Below are 21,748 nucleotides of genomic sequence, written 5' to 3' on the forward strand. Positions count from 1 at the left end.
CGCCCGCCTCGATCTCGGCGGCCAGCGCGGCGGGCTTGGCTGCGATGACAGCGTGTTCCTCGGCGATTTCGGTGAGGCGGCGGCTGGTTTCGGCCATGCGCCGCTCGGCATCCGAGGCGCGCGCCTGCCAGCCGGCGTGATCGGCCTGCTGCCCGGCGAGCCGCTCGCGCGCGACGGCGAGGGCCTGATCCTGCGCGGCGAGATCGGCCATCGCGGCCTGCACCGCAGCGCGGGCGGCGGCGTTCTTCGCCTGCGCGGCCTCGAGCGCGGCGCGCCCGGCATCGCGGGCGGGGAGCTTTTCGCGGGCAGCCTCGGCGGTCGTGACGTCCTCGTGCGCGGCGGCGATCTGGGCCTCGATGTCCGAGGCGCTGGCGGCCAGTTCGGCGAGGCGCGCGGCGAGGCGTTCCTTCGCGGCTTCGGCCTGGTCGAGGCGGCGCAATGCCTGCCGCTCGGCCTCGATGGCCCCGGCGATGGCGCGCTCCTGCGCGACGAGCCCGGTCTGAAGCTGGCTGAGTTCCTCGCGGACCGCCTTGTCCTCGGCCTCGGCGCGGGCGGCGGCTTCGCGCAAGGGGGGCAGGGCGGCGTCCAGTTCGGCAAAGCGGTTGGCGGCTTCGAGCTGCGCGGCCTCGGCAGCGCCTTCGCCGCGCGCGACGAAGCCGTCCCAGCGCCTGAGGTGGCCGGCGCGGGTGACCAGCCATTCGCCGGGGGCGAGCGCGCGGCCATCGTCCGCATCGACACAATGCACCAGCGCCAGACGCGCGGTGAGTTCCTCGGGGCATTGCGAGAGGCGCTTTGCCAGGCTGTCGGCGACCGGTTGCGGAGCGGCGGCGCCTGTCCAGAATCGCCCGTCCGGCGTCCCCCCAGGCGCGCCCAGCGGCGACTTGCCGTCGCGTCCCAGCACCGCGGCGAGGGCGCGTTCGTAGCCGGGGGTGACGGTGACGCGGTCGAGCGGGGTCGCCATGCCCTGCCGCCCGGCCTCGCGCTTTGCGCGCGCTTCGCGGTCGCGGGCGAGGGCACTGTGCTCGCGTTCGACCCCTGCGAGTTCGGCGCGCGCGGCGGCCAGCTGGCTTGCGACCTCGTCGCGTCGCGCTTGGAGTTCGGCCTTGCGTGCCTGATCTTCGGCGAGCTTGGCGCGCAAGGTAGCGAGATCGTCGGCGGCTTCGTCGGCGGCCTCGCGCGCGGCGATGACATCGGCCTCCAGATCGCCGCTCGCCGCCAGCTCTGCGCGGGTGCGCTCGAGGCGGGCGGCCTCGGCCTCGATCCGTGCGAGGCGCGCTTGCGCCTGCTCGACCGCCGCCTCGGCGACGCGCCATTCGGCCTCGACCCCGGCCTGATCGGCGGTGGCCTTGGCGAGTGCGAGTTCGGCGGCGCGGCTGGCGCGTTCCTTGTCTTCGGCCTTCTCGGCAAGCAGCGGGCGCGCGGCTTCGGCGGCGGCCGCCGCAGCGCGGCTGACTTCGAGTTCCGTGGTGAGCCGCGCCAGTGCCTCGACCGCCGCGCTGGTCAGCCGGTCGGCATCCGAGCGGTCTTCCTCGAGCCGCACGCGCTGACGTTCGAGATCGCGCAGCCGGGTTTCGGCCGCATCGAGCTTCTCCGCCAGCGCCGCCATGCGGTGGCCGTGGGCGGAGGCATCGTCGCGCCGGTCGGCGAGTTCGTCGCGCGCTTCGGCGAGGGCCTGCGCGGCCTCGGCCTGCTCCTTCTGCACCACCTCGACCGCCTTCTGCGCCTCGGCTACCCGCGCCTCGGCACCCTCGGCGGCGGCCCGCGCGGCCTTGGCGGCGGCGGCGGCTTCGCGCCAGCGGGCGAACAGGAGGCGGGCTTCGGCGGCCTGTATCTGCTTGGAGAGTTCGGTATAGCGCTCGGCCTGCCGCGCCTGCCGCCGGAGCGAGGCGATCTGCGCGTCGAGCCCTGCCATGAGGTCTTCCAGACGCGCAAGGTTGGTCTCGGCCGCGCGCAGCTTGCTTTCGGCATCCTTGCGGCGGACGTGGAGCCCCGCGATCCCCGCCGCCTCTTCCAGCATCGCGCGGCGCTCGGCGGGCTTGGCGGCGATCACCTGTGCGATCTTGCCCTGGCTGACGAGCGCGGGGGAGTGCGCGCCGGTTGCCGCATCGGCGAAGGTCAGGGCGACGTCCTTGGCGCGCACGTCCCGCCCGTTGACGCGGTAGGCCGAGCCCGCGCCGCGTTCGATCCGGCGGGTGACGACCAGTTCCTCGCCGCCGTCATCCGAGGCGTGGAGCACCACTTCGGCAAAATCGCGCGGCGGGCGGGTGGAGGTGCCCGCAAAGATCACGTCCTCCATGCCCCCCGACCGCATCGACTTGGCCGAGGTTTCCCCCATCACCCAGCGGATCGCCTCGAGGAGGTTGGATTTGCCGCAGCCGTTGGGGCCGACGACGCCGGTCAGCCCGGGCTCGATGCGCAGTTCCGCCGGCTCGACGAAGCTCTTGAACCCGCTGAGCTTGAGCCGGTGGATCTGCATCTATGCTGCCGCGCCCCCCGCGAACCTGCCTCAGCGCGCGCCGGCGCGCTGGAGCTTGGGTTCCAGGTCCGCCCAGGTGCCGGCGTCAAGCTTGGTGCCGTTGAGCAGGAAGGTCGGGGTCTGGTTGATCTTGTCGTCGTTGGCGTAGCTTTCCGAGATCTTGGAGAGCTTCTCGAGGCTCGCGAAATCGGCCATGCAGGTGCGCGCCTGGTCTTCGCTGATGCCGCGCGCGGCGAAGAATTCGTAGAGCCCGGTCAGCTCGCCGAAGCGCACGAAGCGTTCGTTCTCGGGGAACTTGGCGAGATCGTTCAATGCGGATTCGTTGGCATAGGCGCGCTGCTGGATCGGGCCGAGGTTGGCCCAGATCTGGTCCGCGAGCGGCAAGGCGGCCTCGGGCGCGGAGCAGCCGATCAGGCGGGTGAGCGCAAGATCGAGCGGGCCGTGGATCAGGAAGCTTCGGAATTCGAAGCTGACCCGGCCCGAATTGACGTATTTCTCCATCAGCGGCTTCATGCCCTCTTCGGCGAAGCGCGCGCAGGCCGGGCAGGTGAGCGAGCCGTATTCGACCAGCTTGAGCGGGGCATCGGGATTGCCGACGAGATAGCCGCCGCGTTCGGTGGTGGCGACCTTCTGCGACCAGGTCGTGCCCGCCGGCGGCGCGACGACCGGCAGCGGCTCGCTGCTGGCACCGTCGGTGGCGGCATCCCCGCCGCAGGCAGCCAGCAGCAGCGGCGCGAGTGCGGCAAGGCACAGGGAGAACAGGCGGGTCAAGGTCATCGGATTATCCTCGGGCGGTCGTCAGGGGGAGAGGGATAGCCCCGCACGCGCCATGCCAGCAAGCACCGACGTGCAGGGGATGTGGAACAATCTGTGGGCGCGTCAGTCGGCCTTGGCGGTGAACCGCGTACGCAGCAGGGGGTAGAGCTCCTCCCAGCTGTGGACCTCGGGGAGCAGCTTGCCGTCCATCGCGAAGCTGGGCGTGCCGTTGACGCCGAACTCCTTGGCATCGGCCTCGCCGTTTGCGACCAGCTTCTGCGCGGCCGCATCATTGGCCACGCAGGCGTCAAGCTCGGCCTTGGACTGGCCCTTGGCGGCGAGCATCGCCGTCAGCCCGAGCGCGTTTGCCGCATTCGCGCGCCCCGCCTTGTCGCCGCGCTGCCAGATTTCCTGCTGGCTCTGCGGCGCGTTGCGCGCCTTGCCGAGCCAGTCGGCCTGGGCAAGGATCAGCGCGCGGTGGCGTACCTTGAACTGCGCCGGATCGCCGCAATTGGCGAGCAGCGTGACCACAAGGTCGAGCCCGTTGCGGATCACCGGGCGCACCTCGACATTGAGCTTGCCCGGACCGAGCAGCACGACATCGAGCGCCGGTTCGCCGCGCGCGGCAAAATCGGCGCAGTGCGGGCAGGTGTAGCTGATGAACTCGACCAGCGTGGTCTTGGCCTGCGGGTCGCCCACCAGATGGCCGCGATCGGTGCGGGTGACCGTATTCTGCCAGTTGGACGCCTTCGCCTTGGGCCCGAGGGAACTGTCGGGGCGTGAGAGGTCCTGGGCGGCGGCAACGCCGGCGACAAGCGCCAAGGCGGCGGCGGCGGCGGAAAGAAGGGGCTTGAGCATGGGGGCTATTCTTCCGGTGGGGTCTTGGCTTCGCTGTTCGAGAGGCTGCGGGCGAGCGATTCGAGCACGGTGCGCAGTTCGGGGTCGCCGATATCGCGCAAGCTGTCGCCCAATTCCAGCGGGATCGGTTTCAGCGAGGGCGGGGGCTTGGCGGGGCGGCCATCCGCAGGCGGCGTGACTGCGCCGTGGCGCAGCTTGACCCGCGCGACGGCGCGGTAGCCGAAAAAGCGGTTCACCCGCTCGATGATCTCGGGGATCACCTGCGTGATGAGCGGCGCGTGGGCGGGGATCACCACCAGCTGGAGGATCCCTTCCGCCTTCTCGCCCGGAGGAAAGCGGATCGCCTCGGGGCTGCAAACGCGGGCGTGTTTCGGGCCGACGATCTCGGGCCAGCGGGTGACGACCGAGGATTGCACGAAGCCGAAGCGGCGAAAGGCGGTGCGGCCAATCTCGGGCATCAGATCGCCGATCGCCTTCGCGCCCTGACCGCGGGGTCGGGTATATTGTTTCGGAGTTTTCTTGTCGCTTCCCATGGGTCCGTCCGCCATGCCATAGGCCGCGCGTGACTGCCAGCATCTCCGAAAATCTGCTCGGCTGGTATGGCCGCCACGCGCGCCATCTGCCGTGGCGCAATCCGCCGGGCGCGCCGCTGCCGGATGACCCGGCGTGGCCCTACCGGGTGTGGCTGTCGGAAGTGATGCTCCAGCAGACCACCGTGGCGGCGGTGAAGCCCTATTTCGCCAAGTTCCTTGCGATCTGGCCGACGGTCGAGGCGCTCGCGGCCGCCAGCGATGATGACGTCATGGCGGCATGGGCGGGGCTCGGCTACTACTCCCGCGCCCGGAATCTTTTGAAGTGCGCGCGGGCGGTGGCGGAGCGGGGCGGCTTTCCTTCGACCGAGGCCGAATTGCGCGCGCTCCCCGGGCTCGGCGACTACACCGCCGCCGCGATCGCCGCGATCGCCTTCGGGCAGCGCGCGGTGGTGGTCGATGCCAATGTCGAGCGGGTGGTCGCGCGGCTATTCGCTATAACCGAACCGTTGCCAGGGGCGAGGAAGGCGATCCGCGCGGCGGCAGCGACGATCACGCCCGAACATCGGGCGGGCGACTTTGCGCAGGCGATGATGGATCTCGGCAGTCATGTCTGCACCAGCAAGATGCCGCGCTGCCTCCTGTGCCCGCTCGCCGAAAGCTGCGAAGGCCGCAAGCAGGGCGAGCCCGAGCGCCTGCCGGTGAAGCCGCCAAAGAAGCAGGTCCCCGAGCGGCGCGGCACCGCCTTCTGGATCACCCGCGCGAAGGGCACGCAGGTCTGGCTCGTCACCCGCCCGCCCGAGGGGATGCTGGGAGGGATGCGCGCGCTGCCCGATGACGGCTGGAGCGCGCGCGAGGACGGAGCGGGCAAGGTGCCGCTCGCGGGCGATTGGCGGCGGCTCGGCGCGGTGCGGCACGGGTTCACCCATGCGCACCTGACGCTCGAGGTGCGCGCGCTCGAAACGCTCTCGCGGCCGCGGGGGGAAGGGCAGTGGTGGCCGGTCGACAAGATCGGCGAGGCGGGGCTCGCGACCCTGTTCGCCAAGGCCGCGCGGCTGGCGCTCGCGGCGGACTAAGCATCGCGCGAAAAAGTGGGAACCGGTCTTCCGCCCCGGCGATGCGACAACAAAAACTAGAGGATGCCGCCGCCCAGAGTCAGCCGAACGCCCGCGATCAGCAGCACCACCAAGCAGAAATTGCGTCCCCCGTCCTTCGACGACAGCGCCCCGATGATCACGCCGATCACGATCAGCGGCAGCGCAAGCCAGTTGGCCCAGCCGAGCAGCGGGATCTGCGCGGGGATGACGATGACAAGGCTGACAAGGCCGACGAGATAGGCGAGCAGGTTGAGCATGTGTCTTATATAGATAAGACACCGATCGCTTGCAAGACCAAGCGCGGATTGACGGGGCCCGCGCCCTGCCGCAGACAGGCGCGCAAAATCCTTTGGGAGATTCTGTGCAATGCCCCTCGACACTCTGGCCGACCCCCGTTTCTCCCGGCGTTCGCTGTTGCGAACGGGCGCGCTGTTCGCAGGCGGCGCGGCGCTTTCGGGCCTGCCCTTCGGCCGCGCGGCCTTCGCCCATGATGTCTCGGAAAACTGGGTCAATGTCGCCGCGCTTGCCGACAAGTACGTGGGTGGGCGCAAGGTCGCCAACCTGTTCCTGACCTTCGGCTGGGGGCAGGAGGATCACCCGCACACGGTGGGCGGCGGCACGCTGGCGCTCGGCAAGCCGGCGCAGGTGGACGAGAATTCGCTCTACCGCATCTATTCGATGTCCAAGCCCATCACCGGCATGGCGACGATGATCCTGATCGACGAGAACAAGCTCGGCCTCGACCAGCCGGTCCACGAGATCCTTCCCGCCTTCCGCAACATGCGCGTGCTGGTCGATCCCGAGGGCCCGCTCGACGAGACCGTGCCCGCCAACCAGCCGATCACCATCCGCATGCTGCTGACCCACACCGCCGGGCTCGGCTACCAGATCATCAGCAAGGGGCCGCTGCAGAAGGCCTTCAACGAGCAGGGTCTGATCGGCGGGCGGGTGAGCCGCTTGCCGATCCCGGGTGTCGAGCCCGTCACGCCCGCGCCGGGCCTCGCGGTCTGGGCCGACCGCCTGGCGGAACTGCCGCTGATGTATCAGCCCGCCACCAAGTGGAGCTATTCGGCGTCGATCGACCTCCTCGGACGGGTGATCGAAGTGGTGAGCGGCATGCCCTTCGAAGCCTTCCTCAAGAAGCGCATCTTCGACCCCTGCGGCATGACCAGCACCTTCATGCAGGTGCCCGCGAGCGAGGCGCATCGCCTGACCGACAATTACGGCGTCATCGGCGGCGTGCCCTTCCCGATCGATCCGGGCGCGAGCTCGATCTATCTCGATCCGCCCGAAGTGCCGGCGGGCGGCGGGGGCCTCGTCTCGAGCCCGAGGGATTACGACCGCTTCCTCAGGATGCTGCTCGGCTACGGCACGCTCGACGGCAAGTTCGTGATGAGCGAGAACGCGGTGCGTGTCGGAACCTCGAACCTGATCCCGGCGAGCGTCGATCTCAAGGGCAGCTGGCTCGAGGGCGAGGGGCACGGCGCGGGCGGGCGGTCCAAGGGTTCCAGCTTCGGCTGGGGCGGGGCGGCGGGCACGCTCGGCGCGGTCGATTTCGGCATGAAGCTGCGTTCGTGCCTGTGGACCCAGTACATGCCGTCCGAGGCCTATCCGATCCGCGACGAATTCCTCGCCGCATTGGAGAAGGACCTCGCGGCGATGCGCGCGCACAAGAAAGCCGCCTGATGCACGCACCTGCCGCAGCCCCGGGAATGGCCTTCGCCGGATCGCCGCTTGACCGTGCGGATCATATCCGCACCGATCCCGAGGCGCTGGCGGGACTGATGAACTGGCGCGCCAAGGTGCTGCTGCTCGATGGCTTGCTGCCGGGGGTGGATGATCAGCGCGGCCTCGTCTGGGGCTCGCTGGCCGACGTGGCCGAGGATGCCGAACTGGTGTTCCTCGGGATGCTCGACGGCAAGGCCCACTTCGTCCCCGTACCGGGCGTCGGCGCGGATGGCCCGGCCTATGCCATGCCGCGGGCATGGCAGCTGATGATGCAGCTCTCGCCCCCCGATCTGGCGATCTACGGCGGAGCGAGGAGCCTCGCCGATTGGCACGCCCGCCACCGCTTCTGCGCGCGTTGCGGCGCGGCGACCAAGCTCGTCAAGGGCGGCTGGCAGCGGCACTGCGACAATTGCGGCGCGGACCACTTCCCGCGCACCGACCCGGTGACGATCATGCTGGTCGAGCATGAGGACAAGCTCCTCCTCGGCCGCCAGCCGCGCTTTCCGCCGAAGATGTATTCCGCGCTCGCGGGCTTCGTCGAACCGGGCGAGACCATCGAGGAAGCGGTCGCGCGCGAGATCCACGAGGAGGCGGGGGTGCGGGTGCGCGATGTGCGCTACATCGCCAGCCAGCCCTGGCCTTTCCCGAGCCAGCTGATGATCGGCTGCACCTCGGTCGCCGACGACCCCGAACTCACCATCGACACAACCGAGCTCGAAGACGCGCGCTGGTTCACGCGCGCGGAATTGGAAGCCGCGCGGGCGGCGGGGGAGTCGGGGACCGACCTGCTCTATTTCCCGCGTCCCTTCGCTATCGCCCATCACCTCGTGTGCTGGTGGCTCGACCGATGAGCGCTCCGCAGAGCCTCACCATCGACATCTATTCCGATGTCATGTGCCCGTGGTGCCTGATCGGCTACGGCCAGCTGACCAAAGCCCTCAAGGAACTCGAGGGCGAGATCGCGGCGGAAATCCGCTGGCGGCCGTTCGAACTCAACCCGCAAATGCCGCCGGAGGGCGAGGAGCAGGAAGCGCACCTGCGCCGCAAATATGGCCGCCCCGCCGAGGAGGGCGCGCGCATCCGCGGGCAGATGAAGGCGATTGCGGAAGGGGCGGGCGTCTCGCTCTCTTATGAAGGCGAGGACGAAGCGCCCCCTGCGATGATGTGGAACACCCGCGATTGCCACAAGCTCCTCGCCTTCGCGCTCGAGCAGGCCGGGCCCGGGGTGCAGACCGCGCTGAAACTCGCGCTGTTCCGTGCCCATTTCAACGAGCGCCGCAACCTCGGTGACCGGATGGTGCTGCTCGACATCGCGGCGAGCACCGGCCTGCACCGCGAGGCCGCCAAGGCCGCGCTCGACGACCCTGACCTCGAAGCCCGCGTGCTCGCCGAAGAAGCCCAGGCGTGGGACATGAACATCTCGGGCGTCCCGGCGATGATCGTCGAAAACAAGTTCCTGATTCCCGGTGCGCAAGGACCCGAGGTCTATGTCAATGCGCTGCGCCGGGTCGCGGAAAAAAGTCGGGCGGCGGCGGGCTGAGGCGACGGCAACTAAGCCCATGCAGTCGTTCCGGGACCTCGCCGCGCTGTTCCGCCAGCTGGGTGCCTTGTGGTTCACGCTGGTTGTCGGCGGCCTTTGTGCAATCATCGTCGGTTATGGCTATCTCTATGCACGGCTTGGCAAGACCATCGGCTGGCGCGAGGATTACGGCTTCACCTGCCGCCGCAAGTGCATGATCGAGGACATGTGGCACAGCTGGAAGCTGCTCGAAGGCGGAACCGGGGCCGAGCTCACGCTGTTCGCCATGATCTGGTTCATTCCGGCAGTGGGTGCTGCGATCGGGTTGTATGCGGCGGGCAAGCGCGCGGTCGCGCGGAATCGCAACCGCATCCGGCCAATGGAACGCGAATGAGCGCCGTCGGCGGCGCGACCACCTGACCCGGAATTCGGCTGAGCGCCGCCCCATCACCCACCCATGACAGCGCCTCCGCGCGTCCACTCCTGCAAGTCGTTGCCACGCGCCCTCGCGATCCCCGTGCGGGCGCTTGCACCTTGCAGGAGAACAGCAATGTCCAAGGTATCCGCGATTTTCGACAGCCACGCCGAAGCCGAGCGCGCGGTCAATGACCTGCGCTCGCTCGGGATCGGCGACAACGACATGTCGGTGATCGCCCATCACAAGGGCACCACCACCGCCTCGACAGGCGCGGGCGAGGTGACCGACGAGGACCACCGCAACGTGCTGCGCGGCGTGCTCGGCGGGGGCGCGCTGGGCGCGGGCCTCGGGGTGGCCGCGCTGGCGATCCCGGGCGTCGGTCCGCTTGCGGCAGCGGGTGCCATCGCGGCGGCCGCAGTGCCCGAGGCGGTCGGCATCGGCGCCGTGCTCGGCGCGATCGGCGGGACGCTCAACGAAACCCTCACCAAGCACGGCGTCAGCGAGGAGGACGCGACCTATTACAACGACCGCATCAAGAATGGCGGCGTGGTGGTGACGGTCGAGGATATCGGCGTCGACGAGGCCAAGCTGCGCGAGGTGCTGATGCGCAACGGCGGGCACAACGCGGGCAATGCGCGCGCGGTCGGCTTCTGATCGCATGACCCGGCGCGGGCGGCGGGCGGGGGCGCAGCTCGCCGCCCCGCCGCCCGCTGTCCCGATCTCCAAGGAGGCAAGAGCCGATGGCCGCCTATCCCAAGGCGCAATACAAGAGCACCGGCGCGCGTCCCTCGGTGCGGCGCGGCGGCTTCGTCGTGCTGGGTGCGGTGCTGGTGGTGGTCGGCGTGCTGTCGCTCGCCTTCCCGCTGCTGGCGGCGCTGTCGTTCAATCTCGTGGTCGGACTCACGCTGCTCGCGGGCGGGATCGCGGCGCTGGTCCACGCGTTCCGCGTGCACGGCTGGCAGGGGCGGGCGGTGCAGATCATGCTCGGGGTGCTTTACCTGCTCGGCGGGCTGGTGTTTCTTGCCAATCCCTTCGCCGGGTTGCTCGCGCTGACGCTGGCGCTGGGCGCCTTCTTCGCGGCCGACGGGATCGCGCGGATGCTGATGGCGGCGCAGATCCGACCGCAGCGCGGATGGGGGCTGTTCCTTGTCTCGGGCCTGCTGTCGCTGCTGCTGGGAGCGCTGGTGCTGCTCGGTCTGCCGGGCGGCTGGTCGCTGGCGGTGCTGGGGCTGGTGGTGGGGCTCAACATGATCCTCACCGGCGCGGCGTTCCTGTGCTGCACCGGCACCGCGCCGCCGCGCGTGCAGGGTTAGACCAGCCCGAGGCGCTCGAGCTTCATCGCCAGCTTGCCGGGGAGGGCATCGCCGATATCCTCGCCCGCGGCCACGTCCCGGGGGGCCTTGTCCTCGGTGAGATAGCGCCAGCCCTGATGCGCGCGCTTGGGGCTCGTGTGGACGCGGATCAGGCGCGGTTCGAGCACGATGTCCCACCGCCCGTCCTGCGTCTTCTCGAAGCCGAGGATCGGCGAGCGTGCGACGATCGCGTGGTTGATGATCCAGTAGAGCGACCCGCCCACGCATTCCGCGTGCCGCGTCGGCCGGTTGCGGGTGGTCAGCGCAATCGCCTCGCGGTTCTCGTACCAGCTTTCGAGATGCGCGTAGCTCTTCGCCCCGAAGGCGATCTTGGTCAGGTGAAGCGGCATGGGGACCTTGTTCGGCACCCGGCGGCGGGAGTCAACGGCTGAGGTATTCGTCGAGCGTCAGATGCAGTCGCCGGATGCGCGCTTCCTGATAGTTCCCGAGCGTCTGGGCACCCTTGCGCGAAGCCTTGGCCCCGTCGCGCTGGAGCTTGAGGTTCTCGGTATCCTGATCGAGGATTTCGGCCAGCGCAAAGCCGGGGACGGTGGTGTAGCTGTCCTCCACGCCGAGCCGGATCGGGGTCGCGGGGGCAGGCCGTTCGCCAGTTGCGGGCAAGGGTTGCAGCACGAGGATCTCGTGCAGGCACTCGTCCGGCCCGAGCGGGCGGAAGCGATAGCACAGGCGGATGCCGATGCCGGGGAAGAAGAAGGCGTTGGGGAAGAGGAAATACTCGATCGAATCCATCATCTCGGTGGTGGAAACGTTCGACAGGTCGGTGCCAAAGGCGGCTCCCAGTTCCTCGCGCAGCAGCCGCGCATGTTCGGCGCGGGCCTTGGCGCCCGGCGGGAGCGTGGCGGGATCGCGGCCGAGCTTGCCGAACAGCGTCGCCTCGCTGACCTCCTGCCTGAGGTGGGGCGAGGGCACGCCCACCGCATGGATGAAGCGCGACACGTGCCTGCCGAAAATGTCGTATTGCGCATTGGCGTCAGCCGCGGTGTGGACCGCTTGCGCGTGGGTCTCGAGGACGTGGAAGGCCTCGAGAAACGCCTCCATCGCCATCTTCCAGTTGGCGGGCAGCACCTTCTCGGTGTGGAGCGCCACGTAGCGGTCGTGCATCGGCCAGAGTTCGAAATGCTCCGGCATGACTTCCAGCTGTTCGGCGAGCGGGGGCGGGTTCTCGCCCATATGGATGAAAACGAACCCGCCCCAGGTGCCGCACGCCACTTCGTCGAGGCCGAAGTTCTCGTCGGTGACGTGCGGGAAGTCCCAGCGGCAGGGGACTTCGCGCAAGGTGCCGTCGAGGTTCCAGCTCATCCCGTGGAAGGGACAGCGGATGTTCGCGCGCCGCACCCCGCGCGAGCCTTCGGCGGCGAACTTCATCCCTCGGTGCGGGCAGGAATTGACGAAGGCGCGGATCGCCATGTCGACACCCCGCACCACCAGCACCGAATGGTGGCCGACGTCGTAGACATAGCGGTCACCGGGATCGGGGATGTGTTCTTCGCGGCAGGCCCATTGCCAGACATTCGGCCACAGGCGCTCCATTTCGAGGTCGTGGAAGGCCGGATCGGTGTAGCGCGCAAAAGGCAGGTCGGCATCGCCGAGGAAGGTGTAGGCCTGCTCGCGCATCGCGGCGGGGGGACTGTCCCCGTCGGCATCGAGGATGTCCTGCATCGAAGGCCCCGGACAGCGCGCCTCGCCGGGGGCGAGCGACGGGTCGGCGGGGGCGGTGAGGTCGGGACGGCTCACCGCATCGCCTCGCGATTGTAGAGCGGGTCGGCGGGCTTGCGCTCGCCCATGATGAAGGGGGTGACGCCGACTATCGCGTCGCTGGCCGGATCATCGCGCACCCAGTCGACCAGCTCGGAGCGGTAGGCGATCTTCCAGGCGCCCGCACGGCGCTCGTAGCGGTCGACATAGCGGCCCGCGATGAACAGGTCGCGCGGCGCGCCGCTGTGGTCGAAGACGCGGTGGTAGGCCTGGTAGTAGACTTCGCCGAAGGCCTCGTCCTCCGAGACGAAATCAATCAGGTGCTGGCCGAGCATGTGGTGGTTGCGCCGGTGCTCTTTCAGCATCTCCATGCAGAACGCCGCGAAGTCGGCAGGCCCGCCCGAAAACACCCCGTATTCACACCTCGCATCGGGCCAGAACTGAGCCTCGAGCAGCGCCCCGTCCAGCCGGTCGAGCCCGCGCATGTAGAGCGCGGCGAGGTCGATGATGGCGAAGCGGTCGGCGCTCATGCGATACTCAGCCCGCCGTCGACGATGAAGGGCGCGCCGGTGGCGAACCTGCTCTCGTCGCTGGCGAGATAGACCACGAGATGCGCGATATCCTCGACCTCGCCCATCCGGCCTATGGGTTGCGCGACCGAGAAGGCCGCGCGGGTCGCCTCGGGATCGGGGGTGCCGGCGATGACGCTCTCGACATTGGGGGTGAGGATCGTGCCGGGCTGGACCGAGTTAACCCGCACCCCGTTCTGCTCGCGCGCGCAGTAGAGCGCGATGCTCTTCGTCAGCGTCACCACCGCCGCCTTGGCGGAGTTGTAGGCGGCCAGATCGGGCGACACCTTGTTGCCCGCGGCGCTCGAGAAGTTGACGATGGAACCCCCGCCACCCCGCGCCATCAAGGGGATCGCCGCCTTGCAGCCCATGAAAATTGAATCGACATCGACCGTGTAGCAGCGCCGGAAATCCTCCGGCGAAATGTCGGCGATGCTCCCGAAGACGGTGATCGCGGCGTTGTTGACCAGCACGTCCAGCCGTCCGTGGGTGGCTTCGACCTCGGCGATTACCTCTTGCCAGCGGGCCCAGTCGGTGACGTCCTGCCGGATGTAGCCGCAGCCCAGCTCCACCGCCGTGGCGCGGCCTGCGGCCTCGTCGATGTCGGTAATCGTGACTGCCGCGCCCTCGGCAATCAGCGCTTTCGCCGCCGCCTTGCCGAGACCCATCGCGCCGCCCGTCAGCAGCACCACCTTGCCGCCCACCCGTCCTGCCATCACTCTCTCCGTTGTCTTGTCGGGAGCGAGGCTATCAGCGGGCGAGACCGCTCACCACTGCCAAACCTAGGAAGACCAGGAAGCCCATCGAATCGGTGGTCATGGTGACGAAGATCGAGGAGGAGATCGCGGGGTCCGCCTTGAAGCGCTGGAGCGTCAGCGGCACCAGCACGCCGGCAAAGCCCGCGATCACGATGTTGCACAGCATCGCCGCGCCGATCACCAGCCCCAGCAAGGGGTTCTGGAACAGCACCGCCACGATCCCGCCGATCACCAGCGCGACCGTCCCGCCGTTCAGCGCCGCAATCGACATCTCGCGGCGGATCGCGCGCCAGGTGTTGGCATCGGTCAGCTGGTTGGTGGCGATCGCGCGCACCGTCACCGCGAGCGTTTGCGTCCCCGCATTGCCGCCGATCCCGGCGACAATCGGCATCAGCACCGCGAGTGCCACCATAGTCGCGATCACATCCTCGAACTGCGCGATCACGGTCGAGGCAACCGAGGCGGTGAGGAGGTTCGCCAAAAGCCAGCGCACGCGCGCCCTGTAGCTGTCGACGATGGGCTCGTTGATGTCGCCATCGCCCGCACCGCTCAGGAGCAGCGCGTCCTCGCCCGCTTCCTCGGAGATGATGTGGACGATATCGTCGACCGTCATCTGCCCGACCAGACGCCCGCTCTCGTCCACCACCGCGGCCGAGATCAGCGCGTATTTCTGGAACATCAGCGCGACCTCTTCCTGGTCCATCGTCACCGGGATCAGGGTCTGGTCGCGCTTCATCACATCGGTGAGCTTCACGCCGCGCGGCGTGGTCAGGATCCACGAGAGCGCGCAGGTTCCGACCGGGTGGTGGCGCTCGTCGATCACGAAGACCTCGAAGAAATCGTGTTCGAGATCGCCCTCGTCGCGCAGGAAATCGATGAGGTTGCCGACCGTCATCGCCTCGGGCACGGCGACGAAGTGCCGGCTCATCAGGCGCCCGGCGGTCTCCTCCGGGTAGGCGAGCGCGCTCGCCACGGCTTCGCGGGTTTCCGGCTCGAGCTCGGCGATGACCGCGGCCTGGTCTTCGGCATCGAGGTCCTCGATCAGCTGCACCGCATCGTCGGTGTCGAGCTGTTCGGCAATGGTGGCGACCGCCTGCGCGGGTAGGGCCTCCATCAGGTCCTCGCGCACGTAATCGTTGAGCTCGGCGATCACGTCGCTGGTCATCAGATCGGTGATCGCGCTCGCCAGCTGCGCGCGTTCGGACCTGTCGAGCAGCTCGATCAGGTCGGCGATGTCGGCGGCGTGGAGCGGCTCGACGAGGTCATAGACCGCGCCCTTGTCGCCATCATCGAGTGCGTCGCGCACCGCGCCGACATAATCGGCCTTGAGGCGGTTCTCCTCGTCGTGGCGTTCGTCGTCGACGCGGTCGTCGGGACGCACTTCGGCCTCGCCGGTGTCGGCGATCAGCAGATCGTCGTCGGAGAGGAGATCGTCGGCCATGGGGGCGGTTTAGGCGGGGAGGGCGCAAAAGCAAGGGTTGAGGGTGACAGGGACGAGATGGCTGCTAAAAGCGCGGGCAAATTGACGCAGGAGATACCCCAAATGGCCGAGACCCTCACCTTCACCCTCGACAACGGCACTGGCGAGACCGGCGACGTCGTCATCAAGCTGCGCCCTGACCTTGCCCCCGGCCACGTCGCGCGCATCACCGAACTGGCACAGGAAGGCTTCTACGACGGGGTGATCTTCCACCGCGTGATCGCCGGCTTTATGGCGCAGGGCGGCGACCCAACCGGCACCGGCATGGGCGGCAGCGACAAGCCCGACCTTGCGGCCGAATTCAACGCCGAGCCCCACGTCGAAGGCGTGTGCTCGATGGCCCGCGCGCAGAACCCCAACAGCGCCAACTCGCAGTTCTTCATCTGCCTCGACGACGCGCGCTTCCTCGACAAGCAATACACCGTGTGGGGCCAGGTGGTGAGCGGCATGGAACACGTCCACGCCATCCCCAAGGGCGAACCGCCGCGTGCGCCGGGGAAGATCGTCAAGGCGACGGTTGCGTAAGCCTCGGCATCATTGGAAAGCGGCAGTCGGCGCCAGTTTCCTGGCGCTGACTGCCTGCGATGGTGCGGTCGCGCGGGTCCCGCCCATCGGGGCCGATCTGCCGCAAAAGGTGGATCAGGCCCAACCCGCTTTCGACCAGCGGGTAAAGCAGCGTTTCCCTGCAGGTTCCGAAGCCGCCGCGATGGTTTCGGTTCTGAAGCAGCAAGGCTTCGAGGGACCGGAAAACTGGGAGCCGGATTTCGAGCAGCCCTCCTTCGAAGAGCACATTCGCAGCATGGATTTCCGTTCGGGATCGATGTTCAGCACCCTGTGGTCGGTGCGGTGGCGGGAAAAGGGCGGCAAGATCACCGAAATATGGGGGGTCTACGGGATCATCGCTCCGTGAGGCGGGCCGTTGAACCGCAGCCCCATCGGCGCTAAAGGCGCACCCCTCATGAAACCCTCCGCGCCCCCCCAGACCTACCGGGTCAAGAGCTTCGGCTGCCAGATGAACGTCTATGACGGCGAGCGCATGGGCGAGCTGCTCGCCGAGCGCGGCATCACGCCTGCGCCCGAGGGGGAGGAGGCCGATCTCGTCATCCTCAACACCTGCCACATCCGCGAGAAGGCCGCCGAGAAGGTCTATTCGGACATCGGCCGCCTCGTGAAGGCGGGCGAGGAGGCGGGGAAGAAGCCGCTCATCGCGGTCGCCGGCTGCGTCGCGCAGGCCGAGGGCGAGGAGATCATGGCGCGCGCCCCGGCGGTGAGCATCGTGGTCGGCCCGCAGGCCTATCACCGCCTGCCCGAGATGCTCGACCGCGCCGCGAACGGCGAGCGCGCGACCGATACCGACATGCCCGCCATCGCCAAGTTCGACGCGCTCCCGGCGCGGCGCAAGCGGGGGCCGAGCGCCTTCCTCACGGTGCAGGAAGGCTGCGACAAGTTCTGCACCTATTGCGTGGTGCCCTATACCCGCGGCGCGGAAATCTCGCGGCCTTTCAGCCATCTGGTCGCCGAAGCGCGCAAACTGGTCGAAGCGGGGGCGAAGGAGATCACGCTGCTCGGCCAGAACGTCAACGCATGGGCGGGCGAGGACGACAAGGGGCGCCGCGTGGGCCTCGGCGGGCTGATCCGGGTGCTGGCGGGGATCGATGGCCTCGCGCGCATCCGCTACACCACCAGCCACCCCAACGACATGGACGAGGACCTCATCGCCGCGCATGGCGAGGTGGCCAAGCTCATGCCCTATCTGCACCTGCCCGTGCAGTCCGGAAGCGACCGGGTGCTCAAGGCGATGAACCGCCAGCACACGGCGGAAAGCTACCTCAGGCTGATCGAGCGCTTCCGCGCCGCGCGCCCCGACATCGCGCTCTCGGGCGATTTCATCGTCGGTTTCCCGGGCGAGACCGAGGCCGAGTTTGCCGAGACGCTGAGCATCGTCGACGCGGTGCGCTACGCCGCCTGCTTCAGCTTCAAATACTCGCCCCGGCCCGGCACCCCCGCGGCGACGATGGAGGGCCAGATCGTGCCAGAGGTGATGGACGAGCGCCTCCAGCGCTTGCAGCAGCGCATCGGCGCGCACCAGCTCGCCTTCAATCAGGCGAGCCTCGGCAAGCGGTGCGAAGTGCTGGTCGAGCGCACCGGGCGGCACCCGGGCCAGTGGCTCGGCAAGTCGCCGTGGCTCCAGAGTGTACATTTCGAGGGCGACCACGCCATCGGCGACCTCGTCGAGGTGACGCTGGCCGAGGCGGGGCCGAACTCGCTACGGGGCCTGCTTCGCGCGCCCGTCTGAGCGCTCCGCCGCCACCGCCGCGCGGGCGATGTCGTTGTAGACCCGGCGCGGCTTGGCATTGCGCGAGGCGTCGTAGAGCTCGCGCACCAGCGCCCTGTCGTAATCGGTCAGCGCGACGGGCGGGGCGGGATTGCTGAACAGCGTGAGGATCGTCGGCGCGGGCGCATCGCCTTCGACCGGACCCGTGCCGAGCAGCGCGCGTACCGTCGCATAATCCGCCAGCTGGCCGAGCGTGAACCCGTGCGCCGCGTCGCGCGAAATGAGCACGGCGGCGCCGGTGATCTCGGTGGTGACGATGGGGTCCGAGGCGCTCAATGGCTGGATTTCGGTGTAGGTCGGGAACCGCTGCTGATCGCCCAGCTGCGGCCGGAAGGCATTGCCGAGCGCGTCCCGCACCGAGACCTTGTTCCACGCCCTCACCGGCCCCGCCTCGCCCAGCACGCGCTCTTTCTGATAGCCCGCAAGGTGGGCGAGTTGCGGCGATTCCGCAGTCAGCCAGCTCTCCGGCGGGCCCGCCGCCGGGGCCATGAAGGCGACCCGCACCGTCGGCACGCAGGTCGGCGAGCGGTCGGCGCCGACGCCCAGCGCCTCGGCATTCTCCCGGATGCGTTCGGCGATCACCGCGGCATCATCGGGCGCGAGGCCGAGCACGGTGACGCAAACCGGGAAGGCGAACTTGGCGACCGGGTGGTTCAGGCGCGGCGGGCGGATCACGGCGCGGGTGAATTCGCGCAGCTCCCGGTGCCGCTCGGCCTCGGTCGGGGGCGGGCGCACGATGATCTCGGGCGTGGAGCGGGGCGGGGCGTCCTGCGCGGCCGCGGCTGCGGCGAACGAAAGCGCGATCAGGAGACCTGCAAGCCTGCGCATATACTTCATCCTTTCAAGGACTTGATGCGGCAATAATAGCACAGATCGGGCGCGCATGTGAAGCATCCGTGACTTTCCACCACCATCTCGCCGCACCCGGCTTGCCAAGGCGCGCGGGGCGCTTAGGCTCGCGACTCAAGGGCCGAGGGATCGTCCTTCTGCCGCAGCCAAAGGACCTTATGGGCCGACGACCCTCCCGTGCCGGGCATCCGGCGCTCTCGCCCGATCCGCGCGGCATTCCGGCACAGCGGCGCGCGCGTGTCGATCTGACCTTCGAGAACCAGGCCCTGCTCGGCCCCCTGTTCGGCCAGTTCGATTCCAATCTGGTGCAGGTCGAGAACCGGCTCGGTGTGTTCATCCACGCACGCGGGCACCAGGTGGTGATCGAGGGGCCCGAGGATGACGTCGCCCGGGCGCGCGAGACCCTCAAGACCATGTATGACCGCCTCGCGCGCGGCGAGGCATTGGACAGCGGCGCGGTCGAGGCGCTGATCGCGATGTCGGCCGAACCGACGCTCGAAGGGATCATCGCGGGCGACGAGGGCGCGCCGCCGATCATGATCCGCACGAGGAAGAAGACCATCGTCCCCCGCTCGGCGACGCAGATCGAATATATGCGCGCGCTGGCCAAGGAGGACATCATCTTCGCTCTCGGCCCGGCAGGCACCGGCAAGACCTATATCGCGGTGGCGCAGGCGGTGAGCCAGCTCATCACCGGCTCCGTCCAGCGCCTGATCCTCTCGCGCCCGGCGGTCGAGGCGGGCGAGAAGCTCGGCTTCCTGCCCGGCGACATGAAGGAGAAGGTCGATCCCTACCTTCGCCCGCTCTATGATGCGCTCAACGACTGCATGCCGCCCGAACAGGTCGAACGGCGGCTGGCGAACGGCGAGATCGAGATCGCGCCGATCGCCTTCATGCGCGGGCGCACGCTGGCCGACAGCTTCATCATCCTCGACGAGGCGCAGAACACCACCCGCGAGCAGATGAAGATGTTCCTGACACGCTTCGGCCAGAACAGCCGGATGGTGATCTGCGGCGACCCGCGCCAAGTCGACATCCCCGGCGGCCCGCGCATGAGCGGCCTCAACGACGCGGTCGAACGGCTGGAGGGCGTCGAGGGCTTCGGCACCATCCGCTTCTCCGCCGCCGACGTCGTGCGCCACCCGATCGTCGGGCGGATCGTCGAGGCCTACGAGGGCAAGGACGAGGGGGAGGGGGCCTAGCTAGCCGCCGCTGGCAGAGACCGGTTGCGGCGGCGGCGCCTCGACAGGCGGCTGCGGCCACAGGTGCGAGGGGCTGATGGTCTTGAACCACACGATCACATCGTGCCCCATGCTGACGGGCAGGGGAATGTCGCCTGTCTCGAAACTGGTGACCTGCCAATTCGCCGGGTTGACGATCCAGCCTGACCAGCCGCGCCAGTAAGGTCGTCCCGTCCAGCGCGCGACCGGGCCCTCGGCCGGGCGACGGGCGAGATCGATCCACATCGCCGTCTGGCCGGTGCGGTCGAACACGTGGCCGAGTTCTCCCGGGCGGTTGTTGGGCAAGCTGAAGGGTTCGAGCGTCTGGCGCTGCGAGGCGCGCGTGAAGTCGGCGCCTTCGGGCACGAGCGTCGCGCGAAAGGCGCCTTGCGACCACGTGAAGCCGACGGTGGCGTAATCCTCCCCCAGCTTCTCGCGCAGCACCGTGCCGACCGTCACGAAGCCCACCGCCTTGGCGATGTCGGGCAGATCCTCGAGCACATGCGAATCATGCGCCCACAATGCCCCCCGTTCGTCCTGCTCCAGCATGGCAAGGGCGTTTTCGCCCATGGAGCGATCGCGGCGGGCGAAATAGGCGGCATCGGCCTTGGACTTGTCGGCATCGGCGCGTTCGAACTCGAAGGCCATGAAGGCCTGATGAGCGGCACGCGCCGCCCAGCGCGCTTCGGCAAAGCCGGGATCGGCGCGGGCGGCAGCAGGAGCGGCCTCGAACCACGCGTCGAGCGCGGCGGCGGCGGTGGCCGCACGCTCCGTTTCGGCGCGCGTGGCATCGATCAGCCAATCGACGAAGCGGGTTCGCGGCTTGTCCATGGCGGCGATCAGAGGGGCGAGATCGGCGCGCAGGCGTGCGGCGGCGGCAGGGTCGTGCCGCTCCGCCAGCGCCAGCGCCGCCGCCGCGTCGCGCCCGCCATCCTGCACGTCCACCCCAACAATCCGGACCTTGCGCTCGGCGGTCCGGTTCCAGTGACGCAGCCACAGCAGCAAGCCTGCAAATTCGTCATTCTTCCAGATGCGGAAGAAGGCCGGGGTCTGCATCACCGCGGCGGGATCGCCGATCCCCTCGCGGACGTAGCGGTCGAAGGCCAGCGCCGGCTCGCGATTGGCCTCGAGGATCAGCACCTCGATCTGCCCGCTGGCGACGAGCTGCCGGATCAGCGCGGCCTTGAAGGCCTGATCCTGGTGCGAGCCATGGGTCGCCTCCCCAATGCCGATCACCCGCGCGCCGCCGAGCCGTTCGGCGAGCGGCGCAAGGGTCGCGGTGTCATAGGCCGAGGGGTCGAAGGCGACGCCGCTGGCCTTGATCCAGTCGAGTGCCGCAGCTTCCTCCTCTGCGGTCGCAGGCGTCAGATCGGGCAGCGCGGGCAACTCGGGCTCGGCCAGCGCCACGGCTGCGCCTCCTGCCCACAGCGTTGCACCGATCACCCATGTGGCAAGTCGCATCGCAATTCCCCCCGGAATGTGTCGTCCGAGCGTGAGGCTAGCGGGGATTGGGGCGGAATCGAAGGGCGAAACTGTGCAAGGACGCAGCTTTCCCCCGGCCGGGATTCCGGGCTAAGGCGCGCGAGCATGGAACTCGACATCGACATCGAAGATTGGCCCGCGGGCGAATGGGAAGCGCTCGCCACACGCGCCGCCGCTGCAGCGGGCGAGGGCGAGCCGCTGCTCGCCAACCCACGCCTCACTGCCAGCCTGCTGTTCACCTCGGATGCCGAGGTCCACTCGCTCAACCGGGAATGGCGCCAGCGCGACAAGCCCACGAACGTCCTCTCCTTCCCGATGCTGGAGCGCGGGGAGCTCGAAGCCCTCGCCGCCGACGGCCCCCCGGTCATGCTCGGCGACATCGCGCTCGCCTATGAAACCTGCGCGCGTGAGGCGGCGGAGAAGGGCATCACGCTCGAAGCCCACGCCGCCCATCTCATCGTCCACGGCCTGCTCCACCTCGCCGGTCACGACCATGTCGACAGCGACGAACAGGCCGAGGCGATGGAGCAGCTGGAGACCCGCATACTTGCCAAACTGGGCATCGCTGACCCATATGGCGACAGGTAGCAACAGGAGCCACTCGC

At 68.8% G+C, this 21,748-nt stretch carries 24 protein-coding genes; 12 read left to right on the forward strand and 12 right to left on the reverse strand.

What is annotated here, in order from left to right; all coding sequences use genetic code 11:
- The 4 genes from AX708_RS05175 to AX708_RS05190 form a co-directional block, all read right to left on the reverse strand.
- The coding region (locus AX708_RS05175) for an AAA family ATPase (protein ID WP_067489629.1) at nt 1-2,476 on the reverse strand (2,476 nt) is incomplete at its 3' end.
- Between the two features lie 30 nt (nt 2,477-2,506).
- Nucleotides 2,507-3,253, reverse strand: coding sequence for a thioredoxin domain-containing protein (locus AX708_RS05180; protein WP_066532536.1), 747 nt, complete (start codon nt 3,251-3,253; stop codon nt 2,507-2,509).
- Between the two features lie 102 nt (nt 3,254-3,355).
- The gene (locus AX708_RS05185) at nt 3,356-4,090 is read right to left on the reverse strand and encodes a thioredoxin domain-containing protein (RefSeq protein WP_066532538.1); all 735 of its coding nucleotides are present in this window, start codon (nt 4,088-4,090) and stop codon (nt 3,356-3,358) included.
- A gap of 5 nt (nt 4,091-4,095) precedes the next feature.
- Nucleotides 4,096-4,638 carry a DUF721 domain-containing protein gene (locus AX708_RS05190; RefSeq protein WP_066532541.1) on the reverse strand — a complete coding sequence of 181 codons (543 nt, stop codon included), beginning with the start codon at nt 4,636-4,638 and terminating at the stop codon, nt 4,096-4,098.
- Between the two features lie 14 nt (nt 4,639-4,652).
- Here AX708_RS05190 and AX708_RS05195 point away from each other — a divergent pair, with 14 nt between their 5' ends.
- Nucleotides 4,653-5,696: an A/G-specific adenine glycosylase gene (locus AX708_RS05195; RefSeq protein ID WP_066532543.1), complete on the forward strand. Its 1,044-nt coding sequence runs from the start codon at nt 4,653-4,655 to the stop codon at nt 5,694-5,696.
- Nucleotides 5,697-5,752: 56 nt separating this feature from the next.
- Here AX708_RS05195 and AX708_RS05200 read toward each other — a convergent pair whose 3' ends face one another.
- Nucleotides 5,753-5,974, reverse strand: coding sequence for a hypothetical protein (locus tag AX708_RS05200; protein ID WP_067489632.1), 222 nt, complete (start codon nt 5,972-5,974; stop codon nt 5,753-5,755).
- A 109-nt stretch (nt 5,975-6,083) separates the two neighbouring features.
- Between AX708_RS05200 and AX708_RS05205 the strand changes: the two genes are divergently transcribed.
- The 6 genes from AX708_RS05205 to AX708_RS05230 all read left to right on the forward strand — a co-directional run bounded on the left by AX708_RS05205 (nt 6,084) and on the right by AX708_RS05230 (nt 10,695).
- Complete coding sequence (locus AX708_RS05205) at nt 6,084-7,403, forward strand: serine hydrolase (protein WP_066532552.1); 1,320 nt, start codon at nt 6,084-6,086, stop codon at nt 7,401-7,403.
- Complete coding sequence (nudC, locus tag AX708_RS05210) at nt 7,403-8,296, forward strand: NAD(+) diphosphatase (RefSeq protein WP_066532554.1); 894 nt, start codon at nt 7,403-7,405, stop codon at nt 8,294-8,296. Before AX708_RS05205 ends, nudC begins: the two co-directional genes overlap by 1 nt.
- Nucleotides 8,293-8,985 carry a DsbA family oxidoreductase gene (locus AX708_RS05215; RefSeq protein ID WP_066532556.1) on the forward strand — a complete coding sequence of 231 codons (693 nt, stop codon included), beginning with the start codon at nt 8,293-8,295 and terminating at the stop codon, nt 8,983-8,985. Before nudC ends, AX708_RS05215 begins: the two co-directional genes overlap by 4 nt.
- A 19-nt stretch (nt 8,986-9,004) precedes the next feature.
- A complete protein-coding gene (locus AX708_RS05220) occupies nt 9,005-9,358 on the forward strand; it encodes a hypothetical protein (RefSeq protein ID WP_066532560.1) in 354 nt (117 codons plus the stop codon).
- Between the two features lie 156 nt (nt 9,359-9,514).
- On the forward strand, nt 9,515-10,036 hold the full coding sequence (locus tag AX708_RS05225) for a hypothetical protein (protein WP_066532564.1): 522 nt from the start codon (nt 9,515-9,517) through the stop codon (nt 10,034-10,036).
- 86 nt (nt 10,037-10,122) lie between these two features.
- A complete protein-coding gene (locus AX708_RS05230) occupies nt 10,123-10,695 on the forward strand; it encodes a DUF308 domain-containing protein (RefSeq protein ID WP_066532567.1) in 573 nt (190 codons plus the stop codon).
- Here the strand turns inward: AX708_RS05230 and AX708_RS05235 are convergent.
- The 5 genes from AX708_RS05235 to mgtE are packed head-to-tail and all read right to left on the reverse strand — an operon-like array spanning nt 10,692 to nt 15,218.
- A complete protein-coding gene (locus AX708_RS05235) occupies nt 10,692-11,084 on the reverse strand; it encodes a DUF1489 family protein (protein ID WP_066532701.1) in 393 nt (130 codons plus the stop codon). The genes AX708_RS05230 and AX708_RS05235 overlap by 4 nt on opposite strands.
- 31 nt (nt 11,085-11,115) lie before the next feature.
- On the reverse strand, nt 11,116-12,489 hold the full coding sequence (locus AX708_RS05240) for an aromatic ring-hydroxylating dioxygenase subunit alpha (RefSeq protein WP_082745707.1): 1,374 nt from the start codon (nt 12,487-12,489) through the stop codon (nt 11,116-11,118).
- Nucleotides 12,486-12,980 (reverse strand): nuclear transport factor 2 family protein, encoded by a 495-nt coding sequence (locus tag AX708_RS05245; protein WP_066532568.1) that lies wholly within the window; start codon nt 12,978-12,980, stop codon nt 12,486-12,488. The genes AX708_RS05240 and AX708_RS05245 overlap by 4 nt, the downstream gene beginning before the upstream one ends.
- Nucleotides 12,977-13,735 carry an SDR family oxidoreductase gene (locus tag AX708_RS05250; RefSeq protein ID WP_066532569.1) on the reverse strand — a complete coding sequence of 253 codons (759 nt, stop codon included), beginning with the start codon at nt 13,733-13,735 and terminating at the stop codon, nt 12,977-12,979. The genes AX708_RS05245 and AX708_RS05250 overlap by 4 nt, the downstream gene beginning before the upstream one ends.
- Nucleotides 13,736-13,769: 34 nt before the next feature.
- Nucleotides 13,770-15,218, reverse strand: a complete 1,449-nt coding sequence (mgtE, locus tag AX708_RS05255) for a magnesium transporter (RefSeq protein ID WP_066532571.1) — start codon at nt 15,216-15,218, stop codon at nt 13,770-13,772.
- 102 nt (nt 15,219-15,320) lie between these two features.
- On the opposite strand from mgtE, the gene AX708_RS05260 reads away from it, so the two are divergent.
- The 3 genes from AX708_RS05260 to miaB are packed head-to-tail and all read left to right on the forward strand — an operon-like array spanning nt 15,321 to nt 17,553.
- Nucleotides 15,321-15,782, forward strand: coding sequence for a peptidylprolyl isomerase (locus AX708_RS05260; protein ID WP_066532581.1), 462 nt, complete (start codon nt 15,321-15,323; stop codon nt 15,780-15,782).
- A complete protein-coding gene (locus tag AX708_RS05265) occupies nt 15,745-16,167 on the forward strand; it encodes a hypothetical protein (protein ID WP_156454528.1) in 423 nt (140 codons plus the stop codon). The genes AX708_RS05260 and AX708_RS05265 overlap by 38 nt, the downstream gene beginning before the upstream one ends.
- A gap of 48 nt (nt 16,168-16,215) precedes the next feature.
- On the forward strand, nt 16,216-17,553 hold the full coding sequence (gene miaB, locus AX708_RS05270) for a tRNA (N6-isopentenyl adenosine(37)-C2)-methylthiotransferase MiaB (protein ID WP_066532586.1): 1,338 nt from the start codon (nt 16,216-16,218) through the stop codon (nt 17,551-17,553).
- Here miaB and AX708_RS05275 read toward each other — a convergent pair.
- Entirely contained in the window at nt 17,524-18,420 is an 897-nt protein-coding gene (locus AX708_RS05275) for a hypothetical protein (protein ID WP_067489635.1), read from the reverse strand. The genes miaB and AX708_RS05275 overlap by 30 nt on opposite strands.
- Before the next feature lie 179 nt (nt 18,421-18,599).
- Here AX708_RS05275 and AX708_RS05280 point away from each other — a divergent pair, with 179 nt between their 5' ends.
- Nucleotides 18,600-19,643: a PhoH family protein gene (locus AX708_RS05280; RefSeq protein WP_066532592.1), complete on the forward strand. Its 1,044-nt coding sequence runs from the start codon at nt 18,600-18,602 to the stop codon at nt 19,641-19,643.
- Here the strand turns inward: AX708_RS05280 and AX708_RS05285 are convergent, their stop codons facing one another.
- Nucleotides 19,644-21,122 (reverse strand): erythromycin esterase family protein, encoded by a 1,479-nt coding sequence (locus AX708_RS05285; RefSeq protein WP_066532595.1) that lies wholly within the window; start codon nt 21,120-21,122, stop codon nt 19,644-19,646.
- Between the two features lie 126 nt (nt 21,123-21,248).
- Here AX708_RS05285 and ybeY point away from each other — a divergent pair, with 126 nt between their 5' ends.
- Entirely contained in the window at nt 21,249-21,731 is a 483-nt protein-coding gene (gene ybeY / locus AX708_RS05290; protein ID WP_066532597.1) for an rRNA maturation RNase YbeY, read from the forward strand.
- Nucleotides 21,732-21,748 lie beyond the last annotated feature (17 nt).

The sequence above is a fragment of the Erythrobacter sp. CCH5-A1 genome, from assembly GCF_001557115.1.
Taxonomy (GTDB): Bacteria; Pseudomonadota; Alphaproteobacteria; order Sphingomonadales; family Sphingomonadaceae; genus Erythrobacter.

Bases quoted from the DNA above. Each gene is read 5' to 3' on its own strand.
- AX708_RS05245 (WP_066532568.1), bottom strand. From the start codon at position 12,980: ATGAGCGCCGACCGCTTCGCCATCATCGACCTCGCCGCGCTCTACATG.
- miaB (WP_066532586.1), top strand. From the start codon at position 16,216: ATGAAACCCTCCGCGCCCCCCCAGACCTACCGGGTCAAGAGCTTCGGC.
- AX708_RS05230 (WP_066532567.1), top strand. From the start codon at position 10,123: ATGGCCGCCTATCCCAAGGCGCAATACAAGAGCACCGGCGCGCGTCCC.
- AX708_RS05185 (WP_066532538.1), bottom strand. From the start codon at position 4,090: ATGCTCAAGCCCCTTCTTTCCGCCGCCGCCGCCGCCTTGGCGCTTGTC.
- AX708_RS05250 (WP_066532569.1), bottom strand. From the start codon at position 13,735: ATGGCAGGACGGGTGGGCGGCAAGGTGGTGCTGCTGACGGGCGGCGCG.
- AX708_RS05200 (WP_067489632.1), bottom strand. From the start codon at position 5,974: ATGCTCAACCTGCTCGCCTATCTCGTCGGCCTTGTCAGCCTTGTCATC.
- nudC (WP_066532554.1), top strand. From the start codon at position 7,403: ATGCACGCACCTGCCGCAGCCCCGGGAATGGCCTTCGCCGGATCGCCG.
- AX708_RS05260 (WP_066532581.1), top strand. From the start codon at position 15,321: ATGGCCGAGACCCTCACCTTCACCCTCGACAACGGCACTGGCGAGACC.
- AX708_RS05225 (WP_066532564.1), top strand. From the start codon at position 9,515: ATGTCCAAGGTATCCGCGATTTTCGACAGCCACGCCGAAGCCGAGCGC.
- AX708_RS05280 (WP_066532592.1), top strand. From the start codon at position 18,600: ATGGGCCGACGACCCTCCCGTGCCGGGCATCCGGCGCTCTCGCCCGAT.
- AX708_RS05215 (WP_066532556.1), top strand. From the start codon at position 8,293: ATGAGCGCTCCGCAGAGCCTCACCATCGACATCTATTCCGATGTCATG.
- ybeY (WP_066532597.1), top strand. From the start codon at position 21,249: ATGGAACTCGACATCGACATCGAAGATTGGCCCGCGGGCGAATGGGAA.
- AX708_RS05235 (WP_066532701.1), bottom strand. From the start codon at position 11,084: ATGCCGCTTCACCTGACCAAGATCGCCTTCGGGGCGAAGAGCTACGCG.
- AX708_RS05190 (WP_066532541.1), bottom strand. From the start codon at position 4,638: ATGGCGGACGGACCCATGGGAAGCGACAAGAAAACTCCGAAACAATAT.
- AX708_RS05220 (WP_066532560.1), top strand. From the start codon at position 9,005: ATGCAGTCGTTCCGGGACCTCGCCGCGCTGTTCCGCCAGCTGGGTGCC.
- mgtE (WP_066532571.1), bottom strand. From the start codon at position 15,218: ATGGCCGACGATCTCCTCTCCGACGACGATCTGCTGATCGCCGACACC.
- AX708_RS05285 (WP_066532595.1), bottom strand. From the start codon at position 21,122: ATGCGACTTGCCACATGGGTGATCGGTGCAACGCTGTGGGCAGGAGGC.
- AX708_RS05205 (WP_066532552.1), top strand. From the start codon at position 6,084: ATGCCCCTCGACACTCTGGCCGACCCCCGTTTCTCCCGGCGTTCGCTG.
- AX708_RS05275 (WP_067489635.1), bottom strand. From the start codon at position 18,420: ATGCGCAGGCTTGCAGGTCTCCTGATCGCGCTTTCGTTCGCCGCAGCC.
- AX708_RS05180 (WP_066532536.1), bottom strand. From the start codon at position 3,253: ATGACCTTGACCCGCCTGTTCTCCCTGTGCCTTGCCGCACTCGCGCCG.